At 41.5% G+C, this 26,074-nt stretch carries 22 protein-coding genes; 10 read left to right on the top strand and 12 right to left on the bottom strand.

Translation table 11 applies throughout. The annotated features are described in order from the left end of the window. Positions 1–6: 6 nt before the first annotated feature. From AC0L4E_RS01045 to zntR, 5 genes are all read right to left on the bottom strand, one after another. Positions 7–1,986, bottom strand: a complete 1,980-nt coding sequence (locus AC0L4E_RS01045; protein ID WP_473677623.1) for a multiheme c-type cytochrome — start codon at positions 1,984–1,986, stop codon at positions 7–9. A gap of 470 nt (positions 1,987–2,456) precedes the next feature. After that, positions 2,457–4,346, bottom strand: a complete 1,890-nt coding sequence (locus AC0L4E_RS01040; protein WP_473677622.1) for a multiheme c-type cytochrome — start codon at positions 4,344–4,346, stop codon at positions 2,457–2,459. A 564-nt stretch (positions 4,347–4,910) separates the two neighbouring features. Beyond that, positions 4,911–6,731, bottom strand: coding sequence for a multiheme c-type cytochrome (locus tag AC0L4E_RS01035; protein ID WP_473677621.1), 1,821 nt, complete (start codon positions 6,729–6,731; stop codon positions 4,911–4,913). Between the two features lie 329 nt (positions 6,732–7,060). Beyond that, positions 7,061–8,542, bottom strand: coding sequence for an SO_0444 family Cu/Zn efflux transporter (locus AC0L4E_RS01030; RefSeq protein ID WP_473677620.1), 1,482 nt, complete (start codon positions 8,540–8,542; stop codon positions 7,061–7,063). Positions 8,543–8,556: 14 nt separating this feature from the next. Beyond that, positions 8,557–9,006 (bottom strand): Zn(2+)-responsive transcriptional regulator, encoded by a 450-nt coding sequence (gene zntR, locus AC0L4E_RS01025; RefSeq protein ID WP_473681450.1) that lies wholly within the window; start codon positions 9,004–9,006, stop codon positions 8,557–8,559. A 319-nt stretch (positions 9,007–9,325) separates the two neighbouring features. Between zntR and purH the strand changes: the two genes are divergently transcribed. From purH to AC0L4E_RS01000, 5 genes are all read left to right on the top strand, one after another. Continuing rightward, a complete protein-coding gene (gene purH / locus AC0L4E_RS01020; protein ID WP_473677619.1) occupies positions 9,326–10,915 on the top strand; it encodes a bifunctional phosphoribosylaminoimidazolecarboxamide formyltransferase/IMP cyclohydrolase in 1,590 nt (529 codons plus the stop codon). Positions 10,916–10,998: 83 nt separating this feature from the next. Continuing rightward, positions 10,999–12,300, top strand: coding sequence for a phosphoribosylamine--glycine ligase (purD, locus tag AC0L4E_RS01015; protein ID WP_473677618.1), 1,302 nt, complete (start codon positions 10,999–11,001; stop codon positions 12,298–12,300). Between the two features lie 405 nt (positions 12,301–12,705). Continuing rightward, positions 12,706–13,029, top strand: a complete 324-nt coding sequence (locus AC0L4E_RS01010; protein WP_473677617.1) for a hypothetical protein — start codon at positions 12,706–12,708, stop codon at positions 13,027–13,029. Positions 13,030–13,038: 9 nt separating this feature from the next. Further along, the gene (locus AC0L4E_RS01005) at positions 13,039–13,332 is read left to right on the top strand and encodes a hypothetical protein (RefSeq protein ID WP_473677616.1); all 294 of its coding nucleotides are present in this window, start codon (positions 13,039–13,041) and stop codon (positions 13,330–13,332) included. Between the two features lie 569 nt (positions 13,333–13,901). After that, positions 13,902–14,069, top strand: a complete 168-nt coding sequence (locus AC0L4E_RS01000) for a hypothetical protein (RefSeq protein ID WP_473677615.1) — start codon at positions 13,902–13,904, stop codon at positions 14,067–14,069. Positions 14,070–14,097: 28 nt separating this feature from the next. Here AC0L4E_RS01000 and AC0L4E_RS00995 read toward each other — a convergent pair whose 3' ends face one another. Together AC0L4E_RS00995 and AC0L4E_RS00990 are read right to left on the bottom strand one after the other, a co-directional pair. Further along, complete coding sequence (locus AC0L4E_RS00995) at positions 14,098–14,634, bottom strand: GNAT family N-acetyltransferase (RefSeq protein WP_473677614.1); 537 nt, start codon at positions 14,632–14,634, stop codon at positions 14,098–14,100. A 205-nt stretch (positions 14,635–14,839) separates the two neighbouring features. Next, complete coding sequence (locus AC0L4E_RS00990; protein WP_473677613.1) at positions 14,840–15,271, bottom strand: hypothetical protein; 432 nt, start codon at positions 15,269–15,271, stop codon at positions 14,840–14,842. Between the two features lie 450 nt (positions 15,272–15,721). Here AC0L4E_RS00990 and nhaC point away from each other — a divergent pair, with 450 nt between their 5' ends. Further along, the gene (gene nhaC / locus AC0L4E_RS00985) at positions 15,722–17,197 is read left to right on the top strand and encodes a Na+/H+ antiporter NhaC (RefSeq protein ID WP_473677612.1); all 1,476 of its coding nucleotides are present in this window, start codon (positions 15,722–15,724) and stop codon (positions 17,195–17,197) included. 4 nt (positions 17,198–17,201) lie between these two features. Here the strand turns inward: nhaC and AC0L4E_RS00980 are convergent, their stop codons facing one another. Both AC0L4E_RS00980 and AC0L4E_RS00975 read right to left on the bottom strand, forming a co-directional pair. Then, positions 17,202–18,554 (bottom strand): NAD(P)/FAD-dependent oxidoreductase, encoded by a 1,353-nt coding sequence (locus AC0L4E_RS00980; RefSeq protein ID WP_473677611.1) that lies wholly within the window; start codon positions 18,552–18,554, stop codon positions 17,202–17,204. A gap of 91 nt (positions 18,555–18,645) precedes the next feature. Then, a complete protein-coding gene (locus AC0L4E_RS00975) occupies positions 18,646–19,236 on the bottom strand; it encodes a GNAT family N-acetyltransferase (protein ID WP_473677610.1) in 591 nt (196 codons plus the stop codon). A 207-nt stretch (positions 19,237–19,443) separates the two neighbouring features. On the opposite strand from AC0L4E_RS00975, the gene AC0L4E_RS00970 reads away from it, so the two are divergent. The 4 genes from AC0L4E_RS00970 to AC0L4E_RS00955 all read left to right on the top strand — a co-directional run bounded on the left by AC0L4E_RS00970 (position 19,444) and on the right by AC0L4E_RS00955 (position 23,411). Further along, entirely contained in the window at positions 19,444–20,151 is a 708-nt protein-coding gene (locus tag AC0L4E_RS00970; RefSeq protein WP_473681448.1) for a spondin domain-containing protein, read from the top strand. A gap of 11 nt (positions 20,152–20,162) precedes the next feature. Continuing rightward, positions 20,163–20,927 (top strand): spondin domain-containing protein, encoded by a 765-nt coding sequence (locus tag AC0L4E_RS00965; RefSeq protein ID WP_473677609.1) that lies wholly within the window; start codon positions 20,163–20,165, stop codon positions 20,925–20,927. Positions 20,928–21,071: 144 nt separating this feature from the next. Beyond that, positions 21,072–21,806, top strand: coding sequence for a response regulator transcription factor (locus AC0L4E_RS00960; RefSeq protein WP_473677608.1), 735 nt, complete (start codon positions 21,072–21,074; stop codon positions 21,804–21,806). A gap of 150 nt (positions 21,807–21,956) precedes the next feature. Beyond that, positions 21,957–23,411 carry an ATP-binding protein gene (locus AC0L4E_RS00955; protein WP_473677607.1) on the top strand — a complete coding sequence of 485 codons (1,455 nt, stop codon included), beginning with the start codon at positions 21,957–21,959 and terminating at the stop codon, positions 23,409–23,411. Between the two features lie 142 nt (positions 23,412–23,553). Here AC0L4E_RS00955 and AC0L4E_RS00950 read toward each other — a convergent pair whose 3' ends face one another. The 3 genes from AC0L4E_RS00950 to hemE all read right to left on the bottom strand — a co-directional run bounded on the left by AC0L4E_RS00950 (position 23,554) and on the right by hemE (position 25,841). Next, complete coding sequence (locus tag AC0L4E_RS00950; protein WP_473677606.1) at positions 23,554–23,772, bottom strand: hypothetical protein; 219 nt, start codon at positions 23,770–23,772, stop codon at positions 23,554–23,556. A 330-nt stretch (positions 23,773–24,102) separates the two neighbouring features. Then, a complete protein-coding gene (locus AC0L4E_RS00945; RefSeq protein ID WP_473677605.1) occupies positions 24,103–24,534 on the bottom strand; it encodes a hypothetical protein in 432 nt (143 codons plus the stop codon). 242 nt (positions 24,535–24,776) lie between these two features. Next, a complete protein-coding gene (gene hemE, locus AC0L4E_RS00940; RefSeq protein ID WP_473677604.1) occupies positions 24,777–25,841 on the bottom strand; it encodes a uroporphyrinogen decarboxylase in 1,065 nt (354 codons plus the stop codon). Positions 25,842–26,074: the final 233 nt, after the last annotated feature.

Here is a 26,074-nt window from a genome sequence, read left to right as displayed (position 1 = left end):
ATTAGCTTAACGCTCGAAGTTATGGAACTTGTCGATACCGAAAGACTTACCAGTATCATGACAAGTTGCACATGACTCTGCAGTTCCTTCAGTGAACCATTTATCGGTAGTTGGTACGTTGAACTCACCACCATTTTGCTCCATATGGCTCAGCGCTGAGTCTGAATCATGACAAGCAAAACAGTTAGCTGTGATTGGGCTAGTCATTACCCCAGAAACACCACCATTGAACGCTTTTGACAACATGTACTGATTAGGCACATCAGCTAGGCTTACACCATCAGCATGACAAGACACACAGTTGTCAGCATTCAAACTTGCCGCAGAGTTTTCAACGTTGTTGCCATCTTCATCAGTTTTAGCACCTGAAAGTGCATTACCAATACCCCAGTGCATGCTGTGAACCATAGGTCCGAAGCCTGGCGCTGAATATGCAGCTCTGCGGTCTTGACCGTTATTATGACAAGCAACACAATCTAAACCACCATCACGATAGCCACCATTTTTGTGGTAGTTAGTATCGTTGTTATGACAAGTTGTACAGCTATCTTCAGTGACTGCGTGACGACGTCCCCAATCTTGTACTTTTTCAAAGTTAATTGGGTCAACAACTTCACTGTAACCTGTGAATGAGACACCGAACTCACCATCACTATCTTCCCAGTTTGTATCTGCGATTGTGATACGAGAGCTTGCAGAAAGATTCGCATCTTCAAAGCCATCAGTTAATTCACCGTAACAAACTGAACGAGAGCCGTCTGCATTCTCAATGTAACCTTCAGCGCCATGAGAAATCACACGAGCCACAATAGAATCATTATGGTAGTTATTAATGTAAGCACCACCATAAGTCACTTCATGTGCTGCGTACATTTCACCGATATTTAATTGCACAGGTGTGTCACCTGAGTTATCAAATAACGCAATATCCACACAATAACCAGAAGTCCATGCGACATCTTTGTGGTCAATCCACTCATCCATTGTTGGATTAAAGTATGGGTTACTTGTTGTGGTGTAATGGTTTGCACGAATTTCTTCACGCTCAACTAAACCAATTGAAGTCGCTTCAGCATGGAATGCACGTGCATCGAAGCCTTCAGCAGGAACAATCACACCAGATTGGCCATCACCATGACAGTCACTACAACCGTTACCAGCAATACTAGTATTCACTACAGGCTCTGCGTGACAGGTATAACAATTTGTTGGGGTGAAATCTTTTTCAAATTTTTGGTGGTTAATATGACCCAGTTTTTGCATGCTGTTTTTAGCATAACCACCCGTATCTAATGAAGTACCATCTTCAGCTATATCACGTGGTACATTGTTATGACACACCATACAACCGCCAACGAAATCCACTTCGCCTTCGGTATTCAGCGCGACGTACTTACTATGTTTTATATCTGATGTTGCGTAATCTACGTGGCATGAGTAACAAGTTTCAGTTGTACTTGTATGGGTATTTTCTGGCTTATTGATAATGATATATGGTGAAGCAGCTATACCTTCATCATTTCCCACTTGTAAACGAATCAAGCCTTCTGTGTCTGCTTGAACAGCAGCCATTGGAGCGACTAGCGTATATTGACCATCGTCGACTTCAGTAATCGTCGCCCCTTCTGTTGGCGTATCGCCACCAAAAGTCGCGTTACCACCAACGGTGCCATCCCTACTGCGTTGAATACCACTATCAGTCATTGCCGCAAGGTAAATAGCCGCATTTTCTAGCCCAGTGATTGCCGTGCCATCTTCATCAGTTATATTAAATTCAACAGTCACTTGGCCTTCTTCTACCATGTGAGCAATATACTCAACATTGGTAATTTCAGACACCTCAGTTACTGGTGTTTCTGGAACTCCGGGCTCACCTGGTTCACCAGGGGCACCATCTTCACCATCTTTTCCATCGCTACCACAACCTGCAATCCCCATTGCAGCTGCGACAACGAAAGCGAGTCTGCGTTTCGTTAAATGCTTCATCTTCATCACTCCGATTTATTTTACTACTTTTTAGGTACATCTGATTTTTATACTAGACGTTTCTAATTTTCTAAATAGTGATAAAGGTCACGGCGAACCTTAAATGAAGCTTAATGAATGCTTTTTTTGATTAAAATTTGATTTAGATCTAAATAAATACAATGGTGCCAACTAAATAACAATTACAACACAAAGCAAACCTGAGTCACTCAAAAAAAATACAGTCGAATAAAAATGTAACCCTCATAAAATATTACTTTTCATGAGGTTAAAGCTGTTGAACTCATAAATTTATTCATTAACCGATTATCCTCTTAAGGAAACTGATTGTTTCTTTTTAAGAACAGGTATTCAAGTAAAATTTGGCAATAAAAAAGCCACTCATGATGAGTGGCTTTTTGTATCAATGTAACGTTAAAAACAAGTCAGCAGGGATATTGCTTTTAACAGTTAAACATTAGTACGTCATATTAACGCTCGAAGTTATGGAACTTGTCGATACCAAAAGACTTACCAGTATCATGACATGTTGCACAAGATTCAGCAGTACCATGAGTGTACCAGTCATCACCAGCATCAACATTCAGCTCACCGCCATTTTGTTCCATGTGGCTTAGTGCTGATGCACTGTCGTGACAAGCATAACAGTTCGCAGTTACAGGGCTAGTCATTACACCTGAAGTGCCACCATTGAATGCTTTAGAAAGCATGTATTGGTTAGGAATTTCAGCTAATGAGATACCTTCAGCGTGACAAGATACACAGTTATCAGCGTTTAAGCTGTCTGCTGAATTTGGTACGTTGTTACCATCTTCATCTTGCTTAGCACCTGAAAGCTCGTTACCGATACCCCAGTGCATGCTGTGAACCATAGGTCCGAAACCAGGTGCAGAACCTGCAGCGTTACGGTCTTGGCCATTGTTATGACAAGCAACACAATCTAAGCCACCTTCAACATAGCTACCGTTCTTGTGGTAGTTAGTTTCGTTGTTGTGACAAGTAGTACAGCTATCAGTAGTTACAGCATGACGACGGTCATATTCTGTTTCTTCAGATAGATCTGCAAGTTCAGTCACTGGCGAGTAGCTAGTGAAAGAAACACCGTATTTGCTATCGTCATCAATCCAGTTGCCGCCTTTAAAGGTAAGACGAGAGCTTGCCATGATTTGTGCAGTTTGAAGATCTAACGTTGGGTGACACATGGTTTTAGAACCATCACCTTTGTAGCTTTCGTTATAAGTACGAGACTCACGACCAACAATAGATTCGTTGTGGTATCCGTGGATATAAGTACTTGCGTAACTTAGCGTACCGTCAGTGTATAATGCTTCGATATCAAGCATTTCTTCGCCTTTGTACAGCGTTAAATCTGTACAGTATTCATTAGCATCATTCATGTAAACAGCAGAAAGTGTTGTTGAATGCTCTGCACGAATAGTTTGACGCTCTTCAAGACCAATTAGTGCAGATTGAGCATGGAATGCACGTGCATCAAAATCACTATTTGCTTGAACAATTGCCGCTGCAGCAGAATCTGAAGCATGACAATCACTACAACCGTTACCAGCGATGCTAGTATTGATTACTGGCTCAGCGTGACAGCTGTAACAGTTAGTCGGTGTGAAGTCTTTTTCAAACTTCTGGTGATTGATATGACCAATCTTTTGTAACGTTGCAGTAGCATAGCCACCGTCTTCTTCTGCACGTGACACGTTGTTGTGACACACTAAACAACCTGCAACAAAGTCAACATCGCCTTCAACGTTAATCGCTGTATAGCTTGCATGTCTTTGGCTAGATGTCGCGTAATCAACGTGACAGCTATAACAAGTTTCAGTAGTTGAAGTGTGGATCATTTCAGGTTTATCAACCACAAGTGGTTGTGAACGAGCGATTTGAGTTGAATCGTCACCGCCAACACGTAACCAAACAATACCCTCAGATGCTACTGTCACTGCAGGCATAGCAGCAACAAACTCGTAGCGTCCTTCACCTAAAGATATAAGCTCAGAACCTTCTTTAGCGCTATCAGTGTAACCACCAATTGCGCCATCACGATTTAGCACTACACCTTTATCAGTTAATTCTGCAAATTTTGCTTCTGCTTTAACTAGGCCTTCAACTAACTCATCTTCTTCGTTAGTGACTTCAAATTCATAACGAATTTGACCTTCTTCAATAGCATGAGAAATCATAGTGATATGAGTCACTTCAGACATCTCTGTTACTGGTGGATTCGGTCCAGGACCTGGTTCACCTGGTGCGCCATCTTCACCATCTTTGCCATCGCTACCACAGCCTGCAATCCCCATTGCCGCTGCAACAACGAAAGCTAATCTGCATTTCGTTAAATTTTTCATCATCACTCCGAATATTTTTAAATACTACTTTGTAGGTATAACCCGTTTTTAATACTAGGCTTTTCTCTATTTTGAAATAGTGATTATGATCACAGCCGCCTATATAACAAGTTCAAAATATAGTCTTTATTCCAGAACTTTGATTTAGATCTTTATAACTACTCCCTTATATAATAAATAACGAATATAACATATATGCAAGCAGCTGTTTTTAAAGGGTTTACACTTTATTAATTTTTGCAACATTATATAAATTTGTTGTTTTTCATGCAGCTAGCCTAAAATTATCCTATGCGATTAGTGTTAATAAACCATAAGTTAAAGCTCACTAATAATAAATTAAGGTTATTTTAAGCTTGAGCCGCAAGTTTGTAGCAGTTTGTATCATAAGCGACTGTATAAGCTAATTTTAGTTAGTCGCATAAGATATTTTTCTTTTTAAGCTATTACAGGATGTGGATTTCAGAAATTAAAAAAGCCACTAATAATTAGTGGCTTTTTAGGTTATTTAACAATCAACTCAAATGGCTTGTTGAACAAGCCCCTTTACTATTGATTTATAAATTAACGTTCAAAAACGTGGAATTTTTCGATACCGAAAGACTTACCTTCAGCATGACAAGTTGCACAAGATTCTGATGTAGATTGAGTATGCCAATCAGCAGTAACCGGTACGTTTAGCTCACCACCATTTTGCTCCATATGGCTTTGTGCTTTCTCATCGTTATGACAAGCAAAACAGTTTGCCATAACAGGAGAAGTCATCACACCAGCGTCACCACCATTGAATGCTTTAGATTTGATGTATGCATTTGGCACTTCGTATAAGTCGATACCATCAGCATGACAAGCAACACAGTTTTCAGCATTTAGCTTAGTCGCAGAGTTTGGCTCGCCAGTTACCGCATCGCTACCTTCACCCCAGTGCATGCTATGAACCATAGGTCCAAAGCCAGGAGCTGAACTTTTAGCATTACGATCTTGACCGTTGTTATGACATGCTAAACAACCAAAGCCACCTTCATCAAAGCTACCGCCTTTATGGTAATCGCCTTCTGAGTTATGACATGAAGTACAGCTGTCAGCAGTCACACTATGACGACGCTCAAATTCATTGATGAATGCACCTTCTGCGCTAACGATGTCAGAGTGAGCAGTAATACTCATTAAGCCATCAAACGTAATACGTGCAGAAGCAAATAGCTCAGAACCGGCAAAGCTTTCATCTAAAGAGCCACATAAAGCAATGCTCTCACCAGATGTAGAAACGCTCATAGAAGCAGCACGACCAGTGATCGAAGCTTCGTAGTAACCGTGTAAGTAGCTAGATACTGAAACAGTACCTGCATCAACAAGTTCACCTAGGTTAAGTTGGTTTTCTTCAACATCGTGAAGAGAAACATCACTACACCACTGTGAAGTCTCTTGAACAAAGTAAGGCGCTGAAGCAGAAGCAACATGCTCTTCTTTCAGTTCTTTACGTTCAGTCATTACAGTGTGGAATTCACGCCAGTCATCACCTGATTGGTTAAAGCTGTTGAATGTCGCTTCAACTTCTGTGCTCGCAACACCTGCAGCATCATGACAGTCATGACAAGTCTGTTGGCTGTATACAGTCGTGATTGGATCTACGTGACAAGTGGTACAGTTAGATACTTCAAAACCAGTTTCAAAACCTTGGTGATTGATATGACCAATTTTTTGCATGTGGGTGTTTGAACCATTGTCATCACGAGTAACATGACCATGACAAGTCATACAACCCGCAACAAAATCAACTTGACCTTCAACATCAACGGCAACGCGTGACGGATGTCTAAAGCTTGAAGTTGAATAATCTACGTGACAGGTATAACAAGCTTCAGTTGACGTTGTCATCGCTGCTTCTGGCTTTTCAATTACGATGTAATCTGAAGTCGCAATATCAGTGTCGCCGCCACCAACTTGTAAACGGAAGATACCATTAGTATCAGCTTGAATTGCCGCCATTGGGCCAACAAACTCATAGTTGCCGTTTTCAAGTAAGGTTAACGATGCACCTTCATCACTAGCTTTGGCCACGCCGCCAACAGGATTTTCATCACTGCTGTTACTACGCTTAATACCTTGTTCAGTTAAAGCAGCAACGTAAAGCTCAGCATCTTCTAAACCAACAATTTGGATATCGTCTTCGTTAGTGATACCAAACTCAACCGTAACTTGACCTTCTTCAACTAAATGAGAGATATACTCTACATTAGTAATTTCAGAAGTTTCTACTTCTGGTGGGTTAGGCCCTGGACCTGGTTCACCTGGTGCGCCATCTTTACCGTCGCTACCACAACCCGCAATCCCCACTGCTGCTGCAATAACAAATGCTAATTTGCACTTTGTTAAATGTTTCATCATCACTCCGTTTTTTTAATACCAACTAATAGGTACTTGCGCGCATATTAGATATTCCATTTAATGAAATGAGTGACTCGGATCACGTAAGATCCGAATTTTAACAAATCTGATATTGTTTAAATTGAAAGCTTGAGCTGTGTCTTGTTTAGGTAAAGCTGATATTAACAACTGGTAGCTGAATACTAACTTGATGGTTAAAAATCAATAAACTAGGTGACAGTATGTATCAGTGAGCGTTGAGTAATGGATATTCCTCCACAAAAAAAGACCCTCGCGGGTCTTTTAAGTAATGCAGCTATGAAGTGACTAATCCATCAATAGTAAAATTAAGAGCAGCAGTCTCTTCGCATACTCTTTATTGGTAACTTCTCGTAAATCACTTTCGCCATTAATAGTGCCAATACAACACCTGAAGTGATCGTCACAAAGTCTGGCAATAGCTCATGTTGTTCACCAATTTGTGGCATGACCACAAAACCAAAGTTGGCCACCAAGTAATTAACTAGCACACCAAACAGCAATGCAACGCCTAGCACCCCGCCTAAATAGCCAAATAATGCACGCTTACCTAACTCTTTACTGACTACCCCAAGCGTAGCGATATTGGTCGCTGGACCCGCCATCATAAACACTAATACCGCGCCAGGTGATACGCCTGCTAATAATAACCCCGCCGCTATTGGCGTTGATGCAGTAGCGCAGATATACATAGGTACTGATACCAATACCATCACTAGCATTGCTAAAATGCCGTCACCCCATTTGGCTAAAAAGTCTCCCGGCACAAAGGTTTGCACCAAAGCAGCAAAGAATAAGCCTACTAATAGCCATAAAGCAGTGTCTCGGACTAAATCGGTTGCGGCATACATGAGCCCTGACTTAATGCGAGATAATACCGACTCGCTTTTAAGCTCTGTCGCCATATCTTTGGTCGACTCACAGCAGCTTTCTTCTGACACTGCAGCTTTATCTTTCTTGCTTGAACAACAACTAGCTGCTTCAGTTTTAGTTTCCGCACTCGCCGCTGTTTTACTTGCACAACAACTGGCATTTTCGGCTGTCGTTTCTACATTCGTTTCTAACTTAGTCGCTTTACTTGAGCAGCAGCTAACTTTCTCTGCATTGTTATCAGCTTTAGTTTGAGCGGTAACCTCTGTTTTAGCGCAACAACTTGCAGCAGGTTTTTCCACTGATAATGATTTAACGCCTGATAATGAATTAATGCCCGACTGAGCCATCATAGGGGCAGTATCTGGCTTAAATTTAGGTGTGTCAGTCACAGAGTGAGCAATCGCTGTGTCGTTAGATTGTTTGCTACTACAACAAGACGATGTCACTTCACCTGCACCACTAAGTTCATTAGTAAGATCATTAGCAAGTTTGCCCGAATTACCTGTCGTTTTCGTATCTATCTTATCGTCTCTACCAACTAATAAGCCTGCCACAATAGCGCTAGTGATTGCTGCAATTGGGCGGATGATAGCCATGAATGGGCCAAGTAATACGTAAGAAACTGTCACTGAGTCAACTCCAGTTTCAGGCGTCGACACTAAAAAGGAAGTGGTCGCTGCTTTTGAAGCGCCACTACGTCGTAAACCCACAGCGGCAGGAATAACCCCGCATGAACATAACGGCAGAGGCGCGCCAATGACTGCGGCTTTCACCACTGTTTTTAAACCGTGGCCACCCAGCTGTTTTTGCATCCACGCCATTGGCACAAACACTTTTAATAAACCTGCAAGCACTAAGCCTAATAATAACCAAGGCGCAGACTCTAAAAATAACTCGACAAAGTTAGCGATTAACATGTTTTGTTCCACTCTTAATTCTGTATAGCAGCGTGATGTTCAGCTTTTGGCTGCAATTCTTTATCTGATGATTCTAACGCTTCCAATATAGAGCAATGCTCTGCGCTTTCAGGTCCACCACAACAAGCCTGAGATAACTTGTTTAATGAGCTGGCAAAAAATTCAAGTTCTGCAATTTTGGCTTGAACTTGCTCGAGCTTGGTGTCCACCATCCCCTTAACATCCGCACAAGCCCAATTGGACTTATCCAGTTCAATGGATAACAACTCAGCAATGTCACTTAAACTAAAACCTACTGCTTTAGCGCGAATGATAAAACGTAACTTTTGCGCATCGTCTTGGTTATACAGTCTATAGCCCGCGTCAGAACGATTAGACGGCGCCAATAAACCATGTTTTTCATAAAATCGCAGCGTATCTGTTTTTACTTCAAATAACCTTGCAAGCTCACCAATTCGATACATATTTTTACCTGCTAAATTGAATCCGATCTCAATGTATAACACTCAGTATAAACCTTAGAGTTAAATCCAAGGTCAAGGGTTTTATAGAACATAAATAACCTACTTACTTTGTTCTTATTTCAATATTGTGAAATCGCGCAGAAATTTCCCGAAATAACACTGATTACGTTAAAATACGCGCGTTTCATTACGGCTCACTTCAAAATAACAATAAGATGAAGGGCGTAGGAACTTTGGCAAAACAGATTTCACACCACAATGTTCGAGTAATTCTGTTTTGCCAAACTTCCTTAAAATAAATAGTGGACACTGTACCTACATGAATAATGTCAGACCTATTCGTCGCGCGCTGTTAAGCGTATCTGATAAAACTGGAATGCTTGAGTTTGCACAAGCATTACATGAGCAAGGCGTAGAGTTACTTTCTACTGGTGGCACCGCTAAATTACTTGCTGATAATAATATTCCAGTGACCGAAGTCTCTGACTACACCGGGCATCCTGAGATCATGGATGGTCGTGTTAAAACACTTCACCCTAAAGTACATGGCGGCATTCTTGCGCGTCGTGGTATCGATGAAATCGTGATGGAACAAAATGCCATCAAACCAATCGACTTAGTTGCCGTTAACCTTTACCCATTTGCCTCTACAGTGGCAAAAGAAGGTTGTACTTTGGCTGACGCAGTTGAAAACATCGATATTGGCGGCCCTACTATGGTTCGCTCTACTGCTAAAAACCACAAAGACACCACGATTGTTGTTAATGCTAGCGACTACGGCCGCGTGATTGCAGAAATGCAAGCTAACGAAGGCAGCACAACACTTGAAACTCGCTTTGACTTAGCCATTGCCGCATTCGAGCATACTGCAGCTTATGACGGCATGATTGCTAACTACTTCGGCACTATGGTTCCTGCCCACAGTAAAGATGAGTGTCACGAAGATTCAAGCTTCCCACGCACTTTCAATACTCAGTTAGTGAAAAAACAAGATTTACGTTACGGTGAAAACAGCCACCAAAAAGCCGCATTCTATGTTGATGCACACATTGATGAAGCCTCAGTGGCGAGCGCAACACAACTGCAAGGTAAGGCGCTGTCTTACAACAACATCGCAGATACTGACGCAGCACTTGAGTGTGTTAAAGAATTTGAAGGCCCAGCTTGTGTCATCGTTAAGCATGCTAACCCATGTGGCGTAGCACTAGGCGATAGCTTATTAGAAGCATACGACCGTGCATTCAAAACCGATCCTACATCAGCGTTTGGTGGCATCATTGCTTTCAACCAAGAATTAGATGCAGACACAGCGAAAGCGATTGTTGACCGTCAATTCGTTGAAGTGATTATCGCCCCTAAAGTTAGCCAAGCAGCACGTGATATCGTTGCAGCTAAAGCTAACGTACGTTTATTAGAGTGTGGCGAGTGGAACACTAAAACCACGACTCAAGACTTTAAGCGTGTTAATGGTGGCTTGTTAGTTCAAGACCGTGACCAAGGTATGGTTAACGTTGAAGACGTTAAAGTGGTTTCAAAACGCCAACCAACTGCTGAAGAGTTAACTGACTTAATGTTCTGCTGGAAAGTGGCTAAGTTTGTTAAATCAAACGCGATTGTATACGCAAAAGATGGCATGACAATCGGCGTAGGCGCAGGCCAAATGAGCCGCGTTTATTCAGCGAAAGTTGCAGGTATTAAAGCTGCTGACGAAGGTTTAGTGGTTGAAAACTCAGTTATGGCATCAGATGCATTCTTCCCATTCCGTGATGGTATTGATGCAGCCGCAGCAGCGGGCATCAGCTGTATCATCCAACCGGGCGGTTCAATCCGCGATGAAGAAATCATCGCAGCAGCAGACGAGCACGGCATTGCTATGGTGTTCACCGGAATGCGTCACTTCCGTCACTAAATAGCATTTGAATAGAGCAGCCTCATTTGGCTGCTTTTTTCGTTTTAAAAAGATTATATTTTTAATTGTTTGAGGGTGAATCAATGAGAGTTTTAGTAATTGGCGGCGGCGGACGCGAACATGCGTTAGCTTGGAAAGCAGCACAATCACCACAAGTTGACACTGTATTTGTGGCGCCAGGTAATGCGGGCACATCTTTAGAACCAAAATTAGAAAACGTCGACATTAAGGTTGAAGCAATTTCAGAGTTAGTGAAATTTGCTCAAGACAACAAAATTGAACTCACTATTGTTGGCCCAGAAGTACCATTAGCACTTGGTGTAGTGGATGCCTTTAACGAAGCAGGTTTAGCGATCTTTGGCCCAACTCAAGGCGCAGCGCAGCTTGAGTCTTCAAAAGCCTTCACTAAAGACTTTTTAGCTCGTCATAACATCCCAACAGCGGACTACTCAAACTTCACCGAAATTGACGCAGCAAAAGTTTACTCAGTTGAGTTAACCAACAAAACAGGTTTCCCTGTTGTGATTAAAGCTGACGGTTTAGCAGCGGGTAAAGGCGTGATTATCGCCGCTGACCAAGCTGAAGCTGATGCCGCTATCGAAGACATGCTAGCAGGCAATAAGTTTGGCGAAGCCGGTTCTCGCGTGGTTATCGAAGAATTCTTAAAAGGTGAAGAAGCCAGCTTTATCGTCATGGTAGACGGCAAAAACATCTTAGCCATGGCCACCAGCCAAGACCATAAAGCCCGTGATAACGGTGATTACGGCCCAAACACTGGCGGCATGGGTGCATACTCACCAGCACCTGTTGTGACTCAAAAAGTACACGACTGGACAATTGCTAACGTTATCCGCCCAACGGTTGACGGCATGGCAGCTGAAGGCAATGTTTACACCGGTTTCTTATACGCAGGCTTAATGATTGCACCAGACGGCAGCGCAAAAGTGCTTGAGTACAACTGCCGCTTTGGCGACCCAGAAACACAGCCAATCATGATGCGTCTACAATCTGATTTAGTTGAGCTTTGTTTAGCAGCCACCCGCGGCGAGCTTGCTACAGTAACAGCAGAATTTGATTCACGCGCAGCAGTCGGTGTTGTACTAGCAGCAGGCGGATACCCTGATGCATACCGCAAAGCAGACGTGATTGATGGTTTATCTTTAGGTGATAACAACGCCAAAGTATTCCACGCTGGTACAGCCATGGAAGACGGCCACGTTGTCACAGCAGGCGGCCGCGTATTATGTGCCACAGCACTAGGTAACACAGTGACAGAAGCACAAGCTAGCGCATACAAGCTAGTCGACGCCATCCACTGGGATGACGTCTACTTCCGCACCGATATCGCCTACCGCGCAATCGCACGCGAGCAAGGAAAAGACTAACTCGTTAGTTTTTGCTTGTTGTTGAAGCGATAAAAAAATCCCTGTGATAGAAGCCAATGCTAATAATCACAGGGATTTTTTTGTTTTCGTCACTTAAATACTTTTGCATTTACAGCCCTACATAATCGGTTGCAACTTCCATCTAGCATTCATAAAAACAAGTGTAAGCGTCTGATTTAAATAAGTTACATTGAATATATAACAATAAAATTGATACAAGATGCTACAAACGTTCAACAAGTAAGCAGTTAAGCTTGAAATATACTATAACTCTTTTAAAAACAACCCGATAACTGTATTGTGCGGGTGCGGAACAATACATTTAACATGGATAACAAACTACTATCAGGAAGATAACGACACTCCTAATGTGTATTTGTGTCCATTTATTTTTTTGGAGAATAAATGAACATACTCAACGCTGCTCTTTTAGCTACTTCAGTAGCTTTCAGCTCTATCGCTTTAGCCCAAGAATCCTCTATTGATAACGTCAAAGTTAATGTAACAACCCTCCCAGATACTCTTTTAGTAGACAATTTATCAAATGAAACATTTATCCTAGATCTCTATGGGGAGCAATATACTCTACAACCTGCATCAGGTTTAACTTTCATATGCCAAGGCAATACTCACTTAGAGATACTGCTGCCAGAAATGATTCACGATTATTTTGAAGTTAACTGTAGCTCTCATGTCACATTCACCCAAGATTTCACAACAAAACAATAAGTAGGCATTATGAAAAAGTTATTAATTTTATCAGTATTCTTACTTACTGCTTGTGGTGGCAGTTCCGATGGTTCTAGTAAAAGCACCTACTCATCTTGTAAAATTACAGATTCCTCGGCTTTATTAGCAGGTGATCGCTCTAACGATTTATCACAATGCTGGAATGCTGCAGGGAATGGATATGAATCTCAAGGGGATGCATTACAGTGGTGTAGAAGTACTGTAAACACTTATATAAGCAATACATATGTACTTGGCCATTCTGTACAGTTTGCTGTTGAGTCAACATATTGCCCTAAATAAATTTAAAATATTAGAAATATAGTATGGGAAACATTTTTGTTCCCATACTATTTTTGGACACCCTTACTATTTACACTTAACTCTTTGACAGGAAAAGTATTTAGTTAAATATATCGACTATAGCAAGCTATAACTCCACCATAAGCTCTGCCAAAACCAACAACATCCATATTTAACAGCCAGCTCTGCATCCTTGCCTTCACTCAAAGCCTTTCAAATCATTTAATTTCGCCATTTTTGGGAAGCTCGCTGCTGCATCTGCATTGGGAATTTTTATTTCTGCGATTTAACTTCATGTGAGTATTCAGTAAAAGGCAAAGCCGCAGCATTCACTAGGCTTGAGTACATCAAGAAAATCGCGTGAGTCCTGACATGGATGTCAGGCTAGCTTTCGAGGGGAAGAGACGCCCCATCGTAAGCGTTAGTGATTTTTGAAGATGGGCGAAGCGGAATACAAACGAAGTTAAAAGCTGGCTAGATCACCGTTGAAATTTTTCGTTTTTCAGAAAATTTATTAGGTGCGGCGGGGTGATCCAAGAGGGTATTGCTGTTGATACCCTTTTGGTCTGGTGTGGGCGAAGCGCCACGACCTTGATTTCGATGTAGATGTAGATGTAGATGTAGATGTAGATGTAGATGTAGATGTAGATGTAGATGTAGATGTAGATGTAGATGTAGATGTAGATGTAGATGTAAATGTAGATTTAGATTTAGATTTAGATTTAAAGAATAAATAAAAACTTCGGCATTTCAGCCGAAACCCAATTACCAGTAAGACTGCTCATTCAACGCATCAACACAAAAGCTCTCACCCTCAATCGCTTCAATCTCTGAGCCCGTTAACGACTGTGCCAACCACCCTTCTGGATAAGTTAGAATAAGCGGTGCTTTGATACAAGATTCGCTCATAGGCTTAAAGCCCACTTTAACGTAGTAGTTAGGATCGCCGTAAGTAAACGCTAACTCAACGCCTTGCTCTTTTAATGCTTTAAGCCCAAAACTAATCAGTGCTTGGCCAACACCTAGGCCCTGATTAGACGTATCAACCGCAACTGGCGATAGAATAAATGCCTTAGTGCTATTAGCTAAAGTCAGCTTACTAAACAAAATACAGCCAACGATTTGATGATCAATCGTCGCCACAAAGCCGAATAAATCTTCAGGTTTCGTCGTGGCTAATATCTCAGACACTAAGTGACCAATGACTTTACCCTCAGACTCCCCTTCTGCATCACCAAACACTTGAGTGTAAAGCGCAATAACCTCTTCGCTAGAGTCTGGATGAAAAGTCGATAGCTTCATAAATATTCCTAAAATAGTGTCCAAGTTCAGTAAAAATGCCTAGGGTCTGTTGATCTTTGCTGTTTAAGTTTTTTTCGAAATAAAGCACTAATCTAATTCCCCTAGTATCTAACGTTCACAGCCTACACGCTAGAATAACAATCACTAAATATAAAAAAGCCGAGCATGAGCTCGGCAAAGGGGTGAATCAAATCAGAATGGTTTACTATTTATTTACTAGGTCTTCGTATTCGGTCACTTTTGCACCAAACTGATAACCACCATTATTGCGGTTATATTCACGAAATAAACTCACTGAGAAATAGGTTGGGTTATCAGCATCAATAATGTTCGACATCACTTGAGTCAGTGTTGCAATATTTGGCTCTGCGGATAAATAAAAGTGCTTTGTCTTCACTAAAGATAGGTCTTTAGCTTGCTCATTAGTGATTAAAATTTCACTAAACTCTGTGGTAATTAATGTCATAAATTCAGTATGGTATTGGTCGCCTTCTTCAAGCATCAACATAGATGTTTCAACAACCACTAACTCACTCATCGCTTCTGCAACTTGAGCCTGTTCTATCGCTTCATTTTCCTGTGCCATTGCGCTTAATGAAACTGAAACGACCACTGCGCCCATTATTATTTTATTCATCTTTTACCTTTGTTACTGCTGTTATCTCGTGTTGTCGGAGTAAACTCTTAGTCCACGATAAATAAGGAAGTTGTTTAATGAATAAAGTGTAACCTTAGCTGCAAATTAGCATTAATCGCATATGCAGGATTCAATCCTCTCTTTTCTATTAACTAAGTAAGATTAAAAACCAAGGTTAATTCCCTCAAGCCCATTTTGTTAATTATGCAACAGTAGCCACTCATGATGAGTAAATATGCCACTTGAATATGCTAAAGATTCAATAAGGGATAATTTAGCGCTTTTCTCACTATTCTAAAGCATCTAACAAACATCGACTTAGCCACTGTATCTATGGCAGGATGTCGCACTACCACAAATAAGTAACAGCTGTAACGGTTAATATTAACAACTAAAATCAACAGCCAATAAAACGATACCTATAATAAAAATAACATTAGGGATAGCTCCATGTCTGACACCCAACATAAACAGCCGAGCCTGTTTGATGCCCTTGCTCCCGTCATTGCACTTATTACTATGCTTGGCGCTGCGGTTTACCTTTTCTCTTCTGATAGTTCATCAGGCGCGAATCAAATCGCGCTGATCCTTGCTGCGTGTATTGCCATTGTTATTGGTTATAAAAATGGCTATAGCTGGAACCAAATGGAGCGCGGGATCATTAAAAGTATTGGCGTGGCGACAGGCGCTTTACTGATCTTATTTACTGTGGGCTCACTCATTGGCACATGGATTTTAGCGGGCACAGTGCCGACCATGATTTACTACGGCATGCAAATTCTACATCCGCAATATTTTTATGCGGCCAGCTGTATTTTATGTGCTGTGGTGGCAATCAGTATTGGTAGTTCGTGGACGGTTGCGGGCACCATTGGTATCGCACTGATTGGCATTGCATCAGCCATGGGGTTAGATGTAAATATTACCGCTGGCGCTATTATTAGTGGCGCATATTTTGGCGATAAAATGTCACCATTATCAGACACAACCAACCTAGCGCCAGCAGTGGCAGGTTCAAACATTTTTAGCCACATCAAACATATGACTTGGACTACTGTGCCGAGCATTATCATTGCGCTCATTGTGTTTATATTTTTAGGTTTATCGGCCGATGTATCGAGCTTTAATTCGCAACTAGGCGACACGCTCACCTTACTTGAGAAGACGTATCAACCTGGGCTGCATTTATTGCTGCCATTACTCGTGGTGCTCTTTCTGGCCAATAAGAAAATGCCCGCTTTTCCAACTGTGATTATAGGCACACTTGCTGGCGCAATTTGTGCTGCAATATTTCAATTCGACAATGTAGTGGCTTATGTGAATGAGCCTGATTTATTACCTCTAATCGCTATTATCAAAGGTATTTGGATAGCAATGTTTGACGGTTATGTGGCAAGTACTGGAGACGTGGTTTTAGATAATCTGTTAAGTCGTGGCGGCATGAGCAGTATGGTGACAACCGTATGGCTAATTTTATGTGCTATGGCCTTCGGCGGCGTGATGGAAGTCACCGGGTTATTAGCCCGCTTACTTGAAAGCATCATGAGCTTAGTAACAGGTACTAGCAGTTTGATTATCACCACATTAGGCGTTTGTATTGGTGCGAATGTAATAACTGCAGACCAATACATTGCCATTGTACTTCCCGGGCGTATGCTGAAACTTGAGTATCAAAAACGTAATCTAGCTGCGGTCAATTTAAGCCGCGCTTTGGAAGATTCAGCAACAGTCACCAGCCCACTCATCCCATGGAATACTTGCGGCGCATTTATGGCTAGCACCTTAGGTGTTGCCACCATTGCCTACTTGCCTTACGCCATATTCAACTTAGTTTGCCCATTTATCAGCGCGTCTTACGCCTATTTCAATTTTAAAATTGAGCCATTGGATGAAGCTGAGCTGAGTCAGGAAGCTGAGCTTGGCTAACATATTAGCCAAACTTATCTTTGAGCCAGCCATAATGATAATAGCCCCACTGCCCTATTCGTCTTGCTTTTGTAAAAGGCATTTGCGGTAGTGGGGAGTTATACAAAGGTAAATTAGGTAAGCTTTCGCCTGCAATACTTTGGGCTAATCTAAAAGCCGCTTGAGCACTAAAAGACACGCCTGCACCGCAATAACCTAGGCTGTAACCTACACCATTATTGCTATACACATGGGGCATATCATCCATCGATGCAGCTATCCAACCAGTCCAGTTATAAGCGACTTTCTTTCGACTTAAATGTGGAAAGCACTTATCCATAGCAAGCTTTAACCGCTGACCATAAATCGTTTTAGCTGCATCTTTGCCCCATACGGCGCCGCGCCCACCAAATAACAATCGATTATCTGGCAGCAATCTAAAGTAATACTTTAAAATCCGCGTATCCATAGTGACTTGATGACTATGTAAGCCAGCAACTTGCAATTCATCGACAGTCAAAGGTTCGGTGACGATAATATTGCTCAAAATAGGTAAAAACTTGTCATCGATTCTTTGATTAAGTCGCCTAGGAGAATAAGCATTGCCTGCCATTATCACCTTATTAGCCAGCAATTCGCCCTGCTCAGTTAACAAGCGGTGTTTACCGTTTTCTTCTACCCAATCGAGCACGCAAGATTGCTCGTTAATGGTTATTTCCTGCTTTTCAACCATGGATTTATAACCCAGCAATAGCTTAAGAGGGTTAATCCCAAAGCCATCATTAAGCCTTAACGCGCCATAAGCTTGATGATGATTAAGGTATTGGCTTCTAAATTCATCAGCATTGATAAATTGCGCTGAAAAATCACTGTCCTTAGCCATATTTTGCTGAATAAAATCAGCGGCGCTTTTTAGATTATTTAACGCTTTAGGGTTGTGCGCTACTTTGAGATAACCATGCTCTTGCGGCTCACAAGGTATTTGATGTTGGTTAATCAAGCCTTCGACTCGCGTCACCGCTTGGCTAAATTCGTGATAAATGCCTTGGGCGGTGGCCATATCCCAGCGTTTTGCCATAGCCGAGTAACCTAACCGGCCCGAGCCTTTTAATACAAAGCCCGCATTACGTGCACTGGCACCAAAACCCACTTGGTTTGCTTCAAGTACATGGCAATCAATATTGTATTCTGTTGCTAAGTAGTAAGCTGTAAGTAGGCCAGTGTATCCACCACCGATAATGGCTACATCCGTTTGCTGATGACCATTTAATGAGGGCAATAATTTAGGTAGTGCTTGCGTACTTGCCCAGTAGCTATTAGCAAAGGGCTGTGATGCAGGTGATGAAGCAAGCAAAGGATCATAAAACTGTTGAGACATAACAAATACTCAGGATTAAAGTGCGTGGTGATACGCTAAAGTGAAGCTGCAGGTAAATAGCTGCTTAGCCTTAACACTACTTTGATTTCAATTAACTAAAATCAATCACCATTTCACAAGCTGTGCAGTGACAATCATCCCCGCACAATACACACAGGTAATCACTATTATCATGTTGTTGATTCCAGCGACTTGGGTGCTCTTTTATCAGTTTGCCACCAGCATGACTAAAATAACCAACCGCAGAGTTGTTCGGGCTTTGTTGCCATAAATGACTCACCCCCGCTTTTGCCCCTTGTTGTTTTACTGCCTCAATTGAGGCTTGCAGTAGCTGCGAACCAATTCCTTTACCCCGCTCAGTTTCTGCGACGGTATTGCACTTGAAGTAGCACATATCCTCAATGGCTACAGGCCATTCTTCAGGTGTGCACCATCGATCAACTGGCCACTTTCCAGCGGCATAAGTCAGCCTAAAACCGACAATATTAGCCTTCGAATTATGGGGATTTTTAGTTGGTGATAATTGTTCACTTTCTGCGATGAAGTGAGCATTGATATTATTTTTTATACCCATTTGATAAATTTTTTCAAGCGAAGATAGATTTAAATACCCTTCACCATGAACCAAGTTTCCGAGTTTAATAACTTGTTGAAAATCATCAGGAGTTAAGCTTCTTATCATTATTATATTGACTCCAGGTTGTCTTAATATATCGCCAAGATAGCACAATTATTTAGCAAAAATAACGATGTTAAACTTTTGTGATAATTTGGCGATAACACAGTGAGATCCCTTTGGCAGAATCGATTGCAATTAAACAAAAGGAGCTCTGTTATGAAATCATCAGTCTTAAAGGCATCAGCAAACAATACGTCAGTTTCAAAATCAATGGCCACCAAAGCCAGCCTACTTTCTTTAGGTCTAGTGGCTGCTGGTTTATTCAGTGTTTCTGCAACGGCTGCAGAATTAGAAATTAGCGTTGTGAACTTAACCCACGGTAACCATTTCACCCCATTGCTTATTGCAGCACATGATGCTGATAGCCACTTATTTGAAGTGGGCGGCACTGCGACCCCTGCACTTCAGAAAATGGCAGAAGGTGGTGACATTGGTGATTTAGATGCGGCAGTGACGGGTGCAGGCGGTCAAACTTCTGCTAACCCAGCAATGGGATTATTAGCACCCGGCGCTACTGTTAATGAAGTGATGCTTGATTCAATGGACATGACGCACCTGTCGATTGTGGCAATGGTTCTACCGACCAATGATGCCTTTATTGGTTTAGATGGTTGGGAGATTCCTACAGAAGCTGGTAGCTATACCGTATACCTCAATGCTTATGATGCTGGTACTGAAGCCAATGACGAAATGGTTAATGGCGGCGGTATGTCTGGCGTACCTGGTATCCCAGCCGCGCCAGGTGGTGATGCAGGCATGAATGGTACTGGTGTAATGGACGGTTCAAGCAATAGCTATGTTCATATTCATCCAGGTGTTTTAGGTGATACCGATGCTGCTGGCGGCTCAAGTGATTTAGATAGCCGTATTCACCGTTGGTTAAACCCTGTGGCGAAAGTAGTTGTTACCGTCAAATAAGGGGATTCGCGATGAGAAACTTAACCAATAATACAAATATGCACAGTCATAAATTCAGCCGAAAATATAGCCTTACTGCTGTGGCATTAGTTGCGGTATTAGGATTAGCGGGTTGTTCTGATGACGATGACGACACACCAACGCCAGAACCTGTTACGCCAACTGAACCTGCAGTAGTTATGCAGACTTACACTGTGACAGTAACAAACTTAACCGCGAACCAACCTATGTCGCCAATTGCCATTGCGTCGCACAGTTCAGACGTCATGTTATGGCAAGCTGGTGAAGCGGCTAATGTCGCACTTGAAAAAATAGCTGAGGGTGGCGATGCTGCTGATGTTGCAGCGATTGAAGGTGTGAACTCTACTGCTAGCGGTGCAGGTATATTAATGCCTGGAATGTCTGAAACTATTACTGTAACGCTGAATGAAGCCGATGTTGCCAACCTTACGGTAGCAACCATGCTAGTCAATACCAACGATGCATTCACTGGTCTAAACGGTTATGACATTACCATGTTAGCAGTTGATGATTCAGTGTCGATGCGCGGTATGGTTTACGATGCAGGAACCGAAGCTAACTCTGAAGCAAAAGGCACTATGCCAGGGCCTGCTGATGGCGGCGAAGGGTATAACTCAGAGCGAGATGATGTTGATTTTGTCCATATTCATCCGGGTGTGATCACTATGTATGACGGCCTAATGGACAGTGTATTAACGCCATCACATCGTTTTGATAATCCTGCTGTGGCCATTTCAATTAGTCGCACAGAATAACTGAGACGAGCAAACCTATTTAGCTGGTTTGCTCCATTCTCAGGTTGTCGGAAGATATGTTTGTTTAACATAAATTAAACAAATTGAAATTTAATCTCCCAATGTCAGGTCTGCTCAATAGGGATCTGATTTGGGAAATTTTAGATGAACGATAACACTAAGCATAACGGCCATCAGATAAAGCAGCATATTTTGCTGGTTGAAGACGAGCAAGATTTAGCCAAGTTGATTATGTTGAATCTAACCGCATTAAATTACGAAGTGTTTCATGCCACTACGTTAAGCCAAGCCATGCAAATCATCGACACTAAGACGCTGGATTTGATCTTAATGGATCGAATGCTGCCTGACGGTGACGGTATTATGCTTTGTCAGCAGCTACGCGAAGCAGGAAAGTTATTACCCATTATGATGCTCACCGCAAAAGATTCTGAAGCCGACATTGTACTGGGTTTAGAAGCTGGCGCAGATGATTACTTAGTCAAACCCTTTAGCGTTTTAGAGCTTAGAGCCCGCGTTAAAGCCATGCTAAGGCGCAGTAAAGTGCAACAAGTACAAACTGAGCAGCTTGAATTTAATGGGGTGACGATTAACTCAACCACTCGCGAGGTGGTATCAAATAACAGCGCTTTAGAACTCACAGCCAGAGAGTTTGATTTATTGCTATTTTTAGCTCAGCACCCACAACAAGTATTCAGCAGAATGCAGTTACTCGAGGCGGTTTGGGGCTATAACTATGACGGTTATGAGCACACGGTGAACAGCCACATTAACCGTTTACGTACTAAACTTTCAAACAGCCCAGGTCACCCAGAATTAGTTAAAACCGTCTGGGGAATAGGTTATAAGTTTTCTCCACCAACAGCTGAAGCACATTAGCTAACTTCAACTTGAGTTAACTTCAACTTGGGTTACTAGCATCAGCCGTTACTAACACCATTCGTTACTAAAGCCATTAGTTACTAAAGCCATTAGTTACTAAAGCCATTAGTTAATAACACCAGTCGATACCAAGGTAGGTTTCACATTATGAATCGATTATTTAACCGACTCTTCCTCTCTGCGACTGTGGTTGTATTAATGTTATTTGTCGCTTTATGGCAATGGCTACAGCTAAACCATGAGTTCAGCCGTAATCAAATCCAGCAATCTTTGCATCTGCAACTTGCTGAGCACATGGCGCATATTAATCCCTTACTTTCCCAAGGCATTACTTCTGACGCTGCTTTAAAAGAAGCTTTTCATGATTTTATGTTGCTGGGACCAAGCTTTGAAATCTATACCCTCGATCCTGAAGGAAGAGTGGTCGCTTACGATGCAAAAGAAGAAAAAATTAAAAAAGACCGCGTAGATTTAAACAAAATCCAGCAGTTTATTGCCGGCCGTGATCTACCCATTTTAGGCACAGATCCTCGCTCTACCGAAACCCAAAAAATATTTTCAGTCAGCCCACTGGTCACTGAAAATGGCCTTCACAGTGGTTACTTATATGTGATTATTGGCGGTGAAGATTACGACAGTTGGCAGGCGCTGATTAACTCAGAAAACCAGCCTAAACTCTGGGGGGCAACTATCGGTTTCTGGGTCATTTTCGCGTTAATTTTATTTGTACTGTTACTCGGTTTTTTCACTCGCCCTATTCAAAAGCTGGCCAGTGATTTAACCCGTTTGAAAGATGCACCGCTTGAAGAAAACTTGAGCCTACCTAACCGCTACAATGGTAGTTTAGAAATCAAAAACCTGAGTGAGCACATTAACCATTTATTGCAAGAATTGAATCGTCAACATCAGCAAGTCAAACGCCAGCAACAAGCCAAACACGACTTTTTATTGCACTTATCACATGACTTGAAAACACCGTTAACCTCGTTGATTGGTTATATCGATACTTGGTTGCTGTCACCTCCAGATGAACGTCAGCCTGAATACATAGAATACGCAGCTAATTCAGGGCAAAACTTACAACAACTCTTGTCACAATTACTTGAACTTGCCGCGTTAGAAAACGGTCAGATAAGTGCTCAAATTAAACAAATCAACTTGCGTGAAGTGTTACTCGACTTACAACAAACTTTTGCACCGAGAGCCCAAAAGCTAGGGGTGACCTTAGATTTCGATATTACCGATGAACTGCAGGTTTATACCGATCCACAATTAATGCGCCGAATATTGAATAACCTCGTTGATAATGCACTGCGATACACTCCCAAGCATGGCACCATTACGGTATACAGCGAAACCTTAAATGGACATAGTTGGCTAGCAGTTAAAGATACAGGTGCAGGCATGCACAAACATGAAGTTGAAGCGTTAAAGCAATTATCGATGCAACAACTTAACTTTGCCCCTGATCAACCTCTGCCGCAACTGGGAGTTGGACTTGCAATTGTCAGGCAGTTGCTTGGACTATTAAAGTGTCGTATTGATATTAAAAGTACTCCTGGAAAAGGTAGTCACTTTATGATTGAGTTAGCCATAACCTAACTCAGTTATCTAAAGTCATAAATAACAAAGCCACCTTTGAAGGTGGCTTTGGCGTTTAGGTACATCAATATAACTCTGCAATGAAAGTAATCTCCGAAGAGTAATGACTTTGTGCGAATTACTTTTTGTGAATTACTTAGGATTAACCATTAGCAATTGATTGATACACTTTTTTGATTTTGTGGAAGAAAAGACTAGCAAAACCAGCAAATAAGCTAATCCACATTAACAATACTGACGCAACGGTTACAAATTGGCCCATGTAATAGTCGGCATTAGCAACGTAGATGTAATGAGTGCCTGGAAGTAGTGCCGCAAAAATAGCAAAGAACACTAAAGCTACAATAATTTGAATTTTCATTTTTAACTCTCTTTTAGCGAAGGGCTACTAGATGTGGCTTCCATCCCACCATGAAACAAAGCTAGTCAGCTTAATAATTTATCTTATGAATATAGATAAAATATCAAATTAACTCTATGAAGAATTTTGCAAAGATCACAAATTAGAATATCTCATTCTCATTTTGTGATATCGCTCACCACATAATTAACACACATCCAGCTTCAACATAAATAGCAGGTACCATTTAGTTAAAAAATAATTAATAAAGTTAATTATCATAAGCATAAAGTCGACGCGTAAGTATGACTTACCTCTATAACAACGAGATATCTGTTAAGTCGCCTTTAATCAATTACTGCCGACACTCAGGTCTAATGACCCATTCCACAAGTCATCAGATTTAAAAGCATAGCGATACGGCGCGATTAATAGCCCCACAAAAATCACTATCGGTACAATAGCGAATAACAAGATTTGAAGAAAATCAGTCAAGCTGAGTATCAAATATAAATAGCCCAAACCTAGCACCAATGATATGACATAGTTGAAAACCTGAAAGCCAAAAATGAGTTTCCAAACAAATGCGGTCAATATCACCTTTTGGTATGCATAACCATAATATGGAAGCAGTATGACAGTACCTACTACAGCTACAATAGCCGCAGATATGAAGGTATAACTATCATGTTCTAAAGTGAATAAGGGCACCAATATTGTGAGTAATAAATAAGCTAACCCACACCAAAATTGCCCTTTCCAAACTAAGCCTTTCTTTTGCATACAACATCCTTTTTAAAACCGCAGAATCTATATTTCTTCTACAAAAGCAACTCCTAAAACTAATAATAAAACCTAATAGTTAAATCTATATTACTAATAATTTTAATGAGTTACATTCATCGGTATCACTAAATAGAATGGTATTACTTAATGGAAGAGAGATGAAGGGGACTGAACAAAATGACACAAACAAAAAAGCGAATCTAAATAGATTCGCCTTTAGTATTACCAAACAAGATTAATTACTTGTGGTATTTACGCGATAGCTCATTAACAGAGTTAATGAATGCACCTGCATGTTCAGGATTAACATGTTGATGAATACCATGGCCCAAGTTAAATACGTGGCCAGTACCTTCACCGTAAGATGACAAGATTTGGTCAACTTCTTGGTGAATACGCTCTGGAGAGGCGTAAAGTACAGATGGGTCCATGTTGCCTTGTAGTGCAACTTTATGTCCAACACGACGACGTGCATCACCGATATCAACAGTCCAGTCTAAACCTAGTGCATCACAACCTGTTTCTGCCATAGATTCTAACCATAGTCCGCCACCTTTAGTGAATAAGGTTACTGGTACTTGGCGACCGTCTGCATGGCGAGTTAGGCCATCAACGATTTTTTGCATGTAACGTAATGAGAACTCACGGTAAGCGTGGTGAGATAACGCACCGCCCCATGAATCGAAAATCATTAACGATTGAGCACCGTTAGCAACTTGTGCGTTTAGGTATAAGATAACTGAATCAGCTAACTTATCTAAAAGCATGTGTAACGTTGCTGGCTCTTCGTAAGCCATTTTCTTGATTTTTTCGAAAGTCTTGCTTGAACCACCTTCAACCATGTATGTGGCTAGTGTCCAAGGAGAACCAGAGAAACCGATTAATGGCACTTCGCCTTTAAGTTCACGACGGATGGTGCTAACAGCACGCATTACGTAACCTAACTCATCTTCTGGATCTGGGATGCAAAGCTTTTTGATTGAATCGATGGTGTCAGTCGGACGCTCAAAACGTGGACCTTCACCTGTTTCAAAGTATAGACCTAAGCCCATTGCATCTGGAACGGTAAGAATATCTGAGAAAAGAATTGCAGCATCTAAGTCGTAACGACGAAGTGGTTGTAATGTCACTTCACATGCTAAATCTTGATTCTTACAAAGAGACATAAAGTCACCCGCTTCTGCGCGAGTCGCTTTATATTCAGGTAGATAACGTCCAGCTTGACGCATCATCCATACAGGTGTTTTGTCAACAGGCTGCTTTAATAAGGCGCGTAAATAACGATCATTCTTTAATTCTGCCATTGGGCTTAATTCCTAAACATATAGTGATATCCGCTGGCGCGTAGTTTAGCACTTATGCGATTAATGTAACCAGCGATGCTAAATTAATGTGAACTAACACCCTAACTAGTATCGAAATTGCTAATGTAATCGTTAGCACGCTCACAATAATACCTATATTTAGGTATCAAGTAGCCTAATTGGATAAAAAAGTTGCACCTCTTGTTCGCCTTTGGTATAAAAAGTCTGCGCTA

Source organism: Shewanella sp. GJ50-10 (genome assembly GCF_055808815.1).
Note: the sequence above shows the minus strand (reverse complement) of the source record. Positions and strands in the feature narration are given on the sequence as shown.

Excerpts from the sequence above, each read along its gene's own strand:
- AC0L4E_RS01045 (WP_473677623.1), bottom strand. The coding sequence starts at position 1,986 with ATGAAGCATTTAACGAAACGCAGACTCGCTTTCGTTGTCGCAGCTGCA.
- AC0L4E_RS01040 (WP_473677622.1), bottom strand. The coding sequence starts at position 4,346 with ATGAAAAATTTAACGAAATGCAGATTAGCTTTCGTTGTTGCAGCGGCA.
- AC0L4E_RS01035 (WP_473677621.1), bottom strand. The coding sequence starts at position 6,731 with ATGAAACATTTAACAAAGTGCAAATTAGCATTTGTTATTGCAGCAGCA.
- AC0L4E_RS01030 (WP_473677620.1), bottom strand. The coding sequence starts at position 8,542 with ATGTTAATCGCTAACTTTGTCGAGTTATTTTTAGAGTCTGCGCCTTGG.
- zntR (WP_473681450.1), bottom strand. The coding sequence starts at position 9,006 with ATGTATCGAATTGGTGAGCTTGCAAGGTTATTTGAAGTAAAAACAGAT.
- purH (WP_473677619.1), top strand. The coding sequence starts at position 9,326 with ATGAATAATGTCAGACCTATTCGTCGCGCGCTGTTAAGCGTATCTGAT.
- purD (WP_473677618.1), top strand. The coding sequence starts at position 10,999 with ATGAGAGTTTTAGTAATTGGCGGCGGCGGACGCGAACATGCGTTAGCT.
- AC0L4E_RS01010 (WP_473677617.1), top strand. The coding sequence starts at position 12,706 with ATGAACATACTCAACGCTGCTCTTTTAGCTACTTCAGTAGCTTTCAGC.
- AC0L4E_RS01005 (WP_473677616.1), top strand. The coding sequence starts at position 13,039 with ATGAAAAAGTTATTAATTTTATCAGTATTCTTACTTACTGCTTGTGGT.
- AC0L4E_RS00995 (WP_473677614.1), bottom strand. The coding sequence starts at position 14,634 with ATGAAGCTATCGACTTTTCATCCAGACTCTAGCGAAGAGGTTATTGCG.
- AC0L4E_RS00990 (WP_473677613.1), bottom strand. The coding sequence starts at position 15,271 with ATGAATAAAATAATAATGGGCGCAGTGGTCGTTTCAGTTTCATTAAGC.
- nhaC (WP_473677612.1), top strand. The coding sequence starts at position 15,722 with ATGTCTGACACCCAACATAAACAGCCGAGCCTGTTTGATGCCCTTGCT.
- AC0L4E_RS00980 (WP_473677611.1), bottom strand. The coding sequence starts at position 18,554 with ATGTCTCAACAGTTTTATGATCCTTTGCTTGCTTCATCACCTGCATCA.
- AC0L4E_RS00975 (WP_473677610.1), bottom strand. The coding sequence starts at position 19,236 with ATGATAAGAAGCTTAACTCCTGATGATTTTCAACAAGTTATTAAACTC.
- AC0L4E_RS00970 (WP_473681448.1), top strand. The coding sequence starts at position 19,444 with ATGGCCACCAAAGCCAGCCTACTTTCTTTAGGTCTAGTGGCTGCTGGT.
- AC0L4E_RS00965 (WP_473677609.1), top strand. The coding sequence starts at position 20,163 with ATGAGAAACTTAACCAATAATACAAATATGCACAGTCATAAATTCAGC.
- AC0L4E_RS00960 (WP_473677608.1), top strand. The coding sequence starts at position 21,072 with ATGAACGATAACACTAAGCATAACGGCCATCAGATAAAGCAGCATATT.
- AC0L4E_RS00955 (WP_473677607.1), top strand. The coding sequence starts at position 21,957 with ATGAATCGATTATTTAACCGACTCTTCCTCTCTGCGACTGTGGTTGTA.
- AC0L4E_RS00950 (WP_473677606.1), bottom strand. The coding sequence starts at position 23,772 with ATGAAAATTCAAATTATTGTAGCTTTAGTGTTCTTTGCTATTTTTGCG.
- AC0L4E_RS00945 (WP_473677605.1), bottom strand. The coding sequence starts at position 24,534 with ATGCAAAAGAAAGGCTTAGTTTGGAAAGGGCAATTTTGGTGTGGGTTA.
- hemE (WP_473677604.1), bottom strand. The coding sequence starts at position 25,841 with ATGGCAGAATTAAAGAATGATCGTTATTTACGCGCCTTATTAAAGCAG.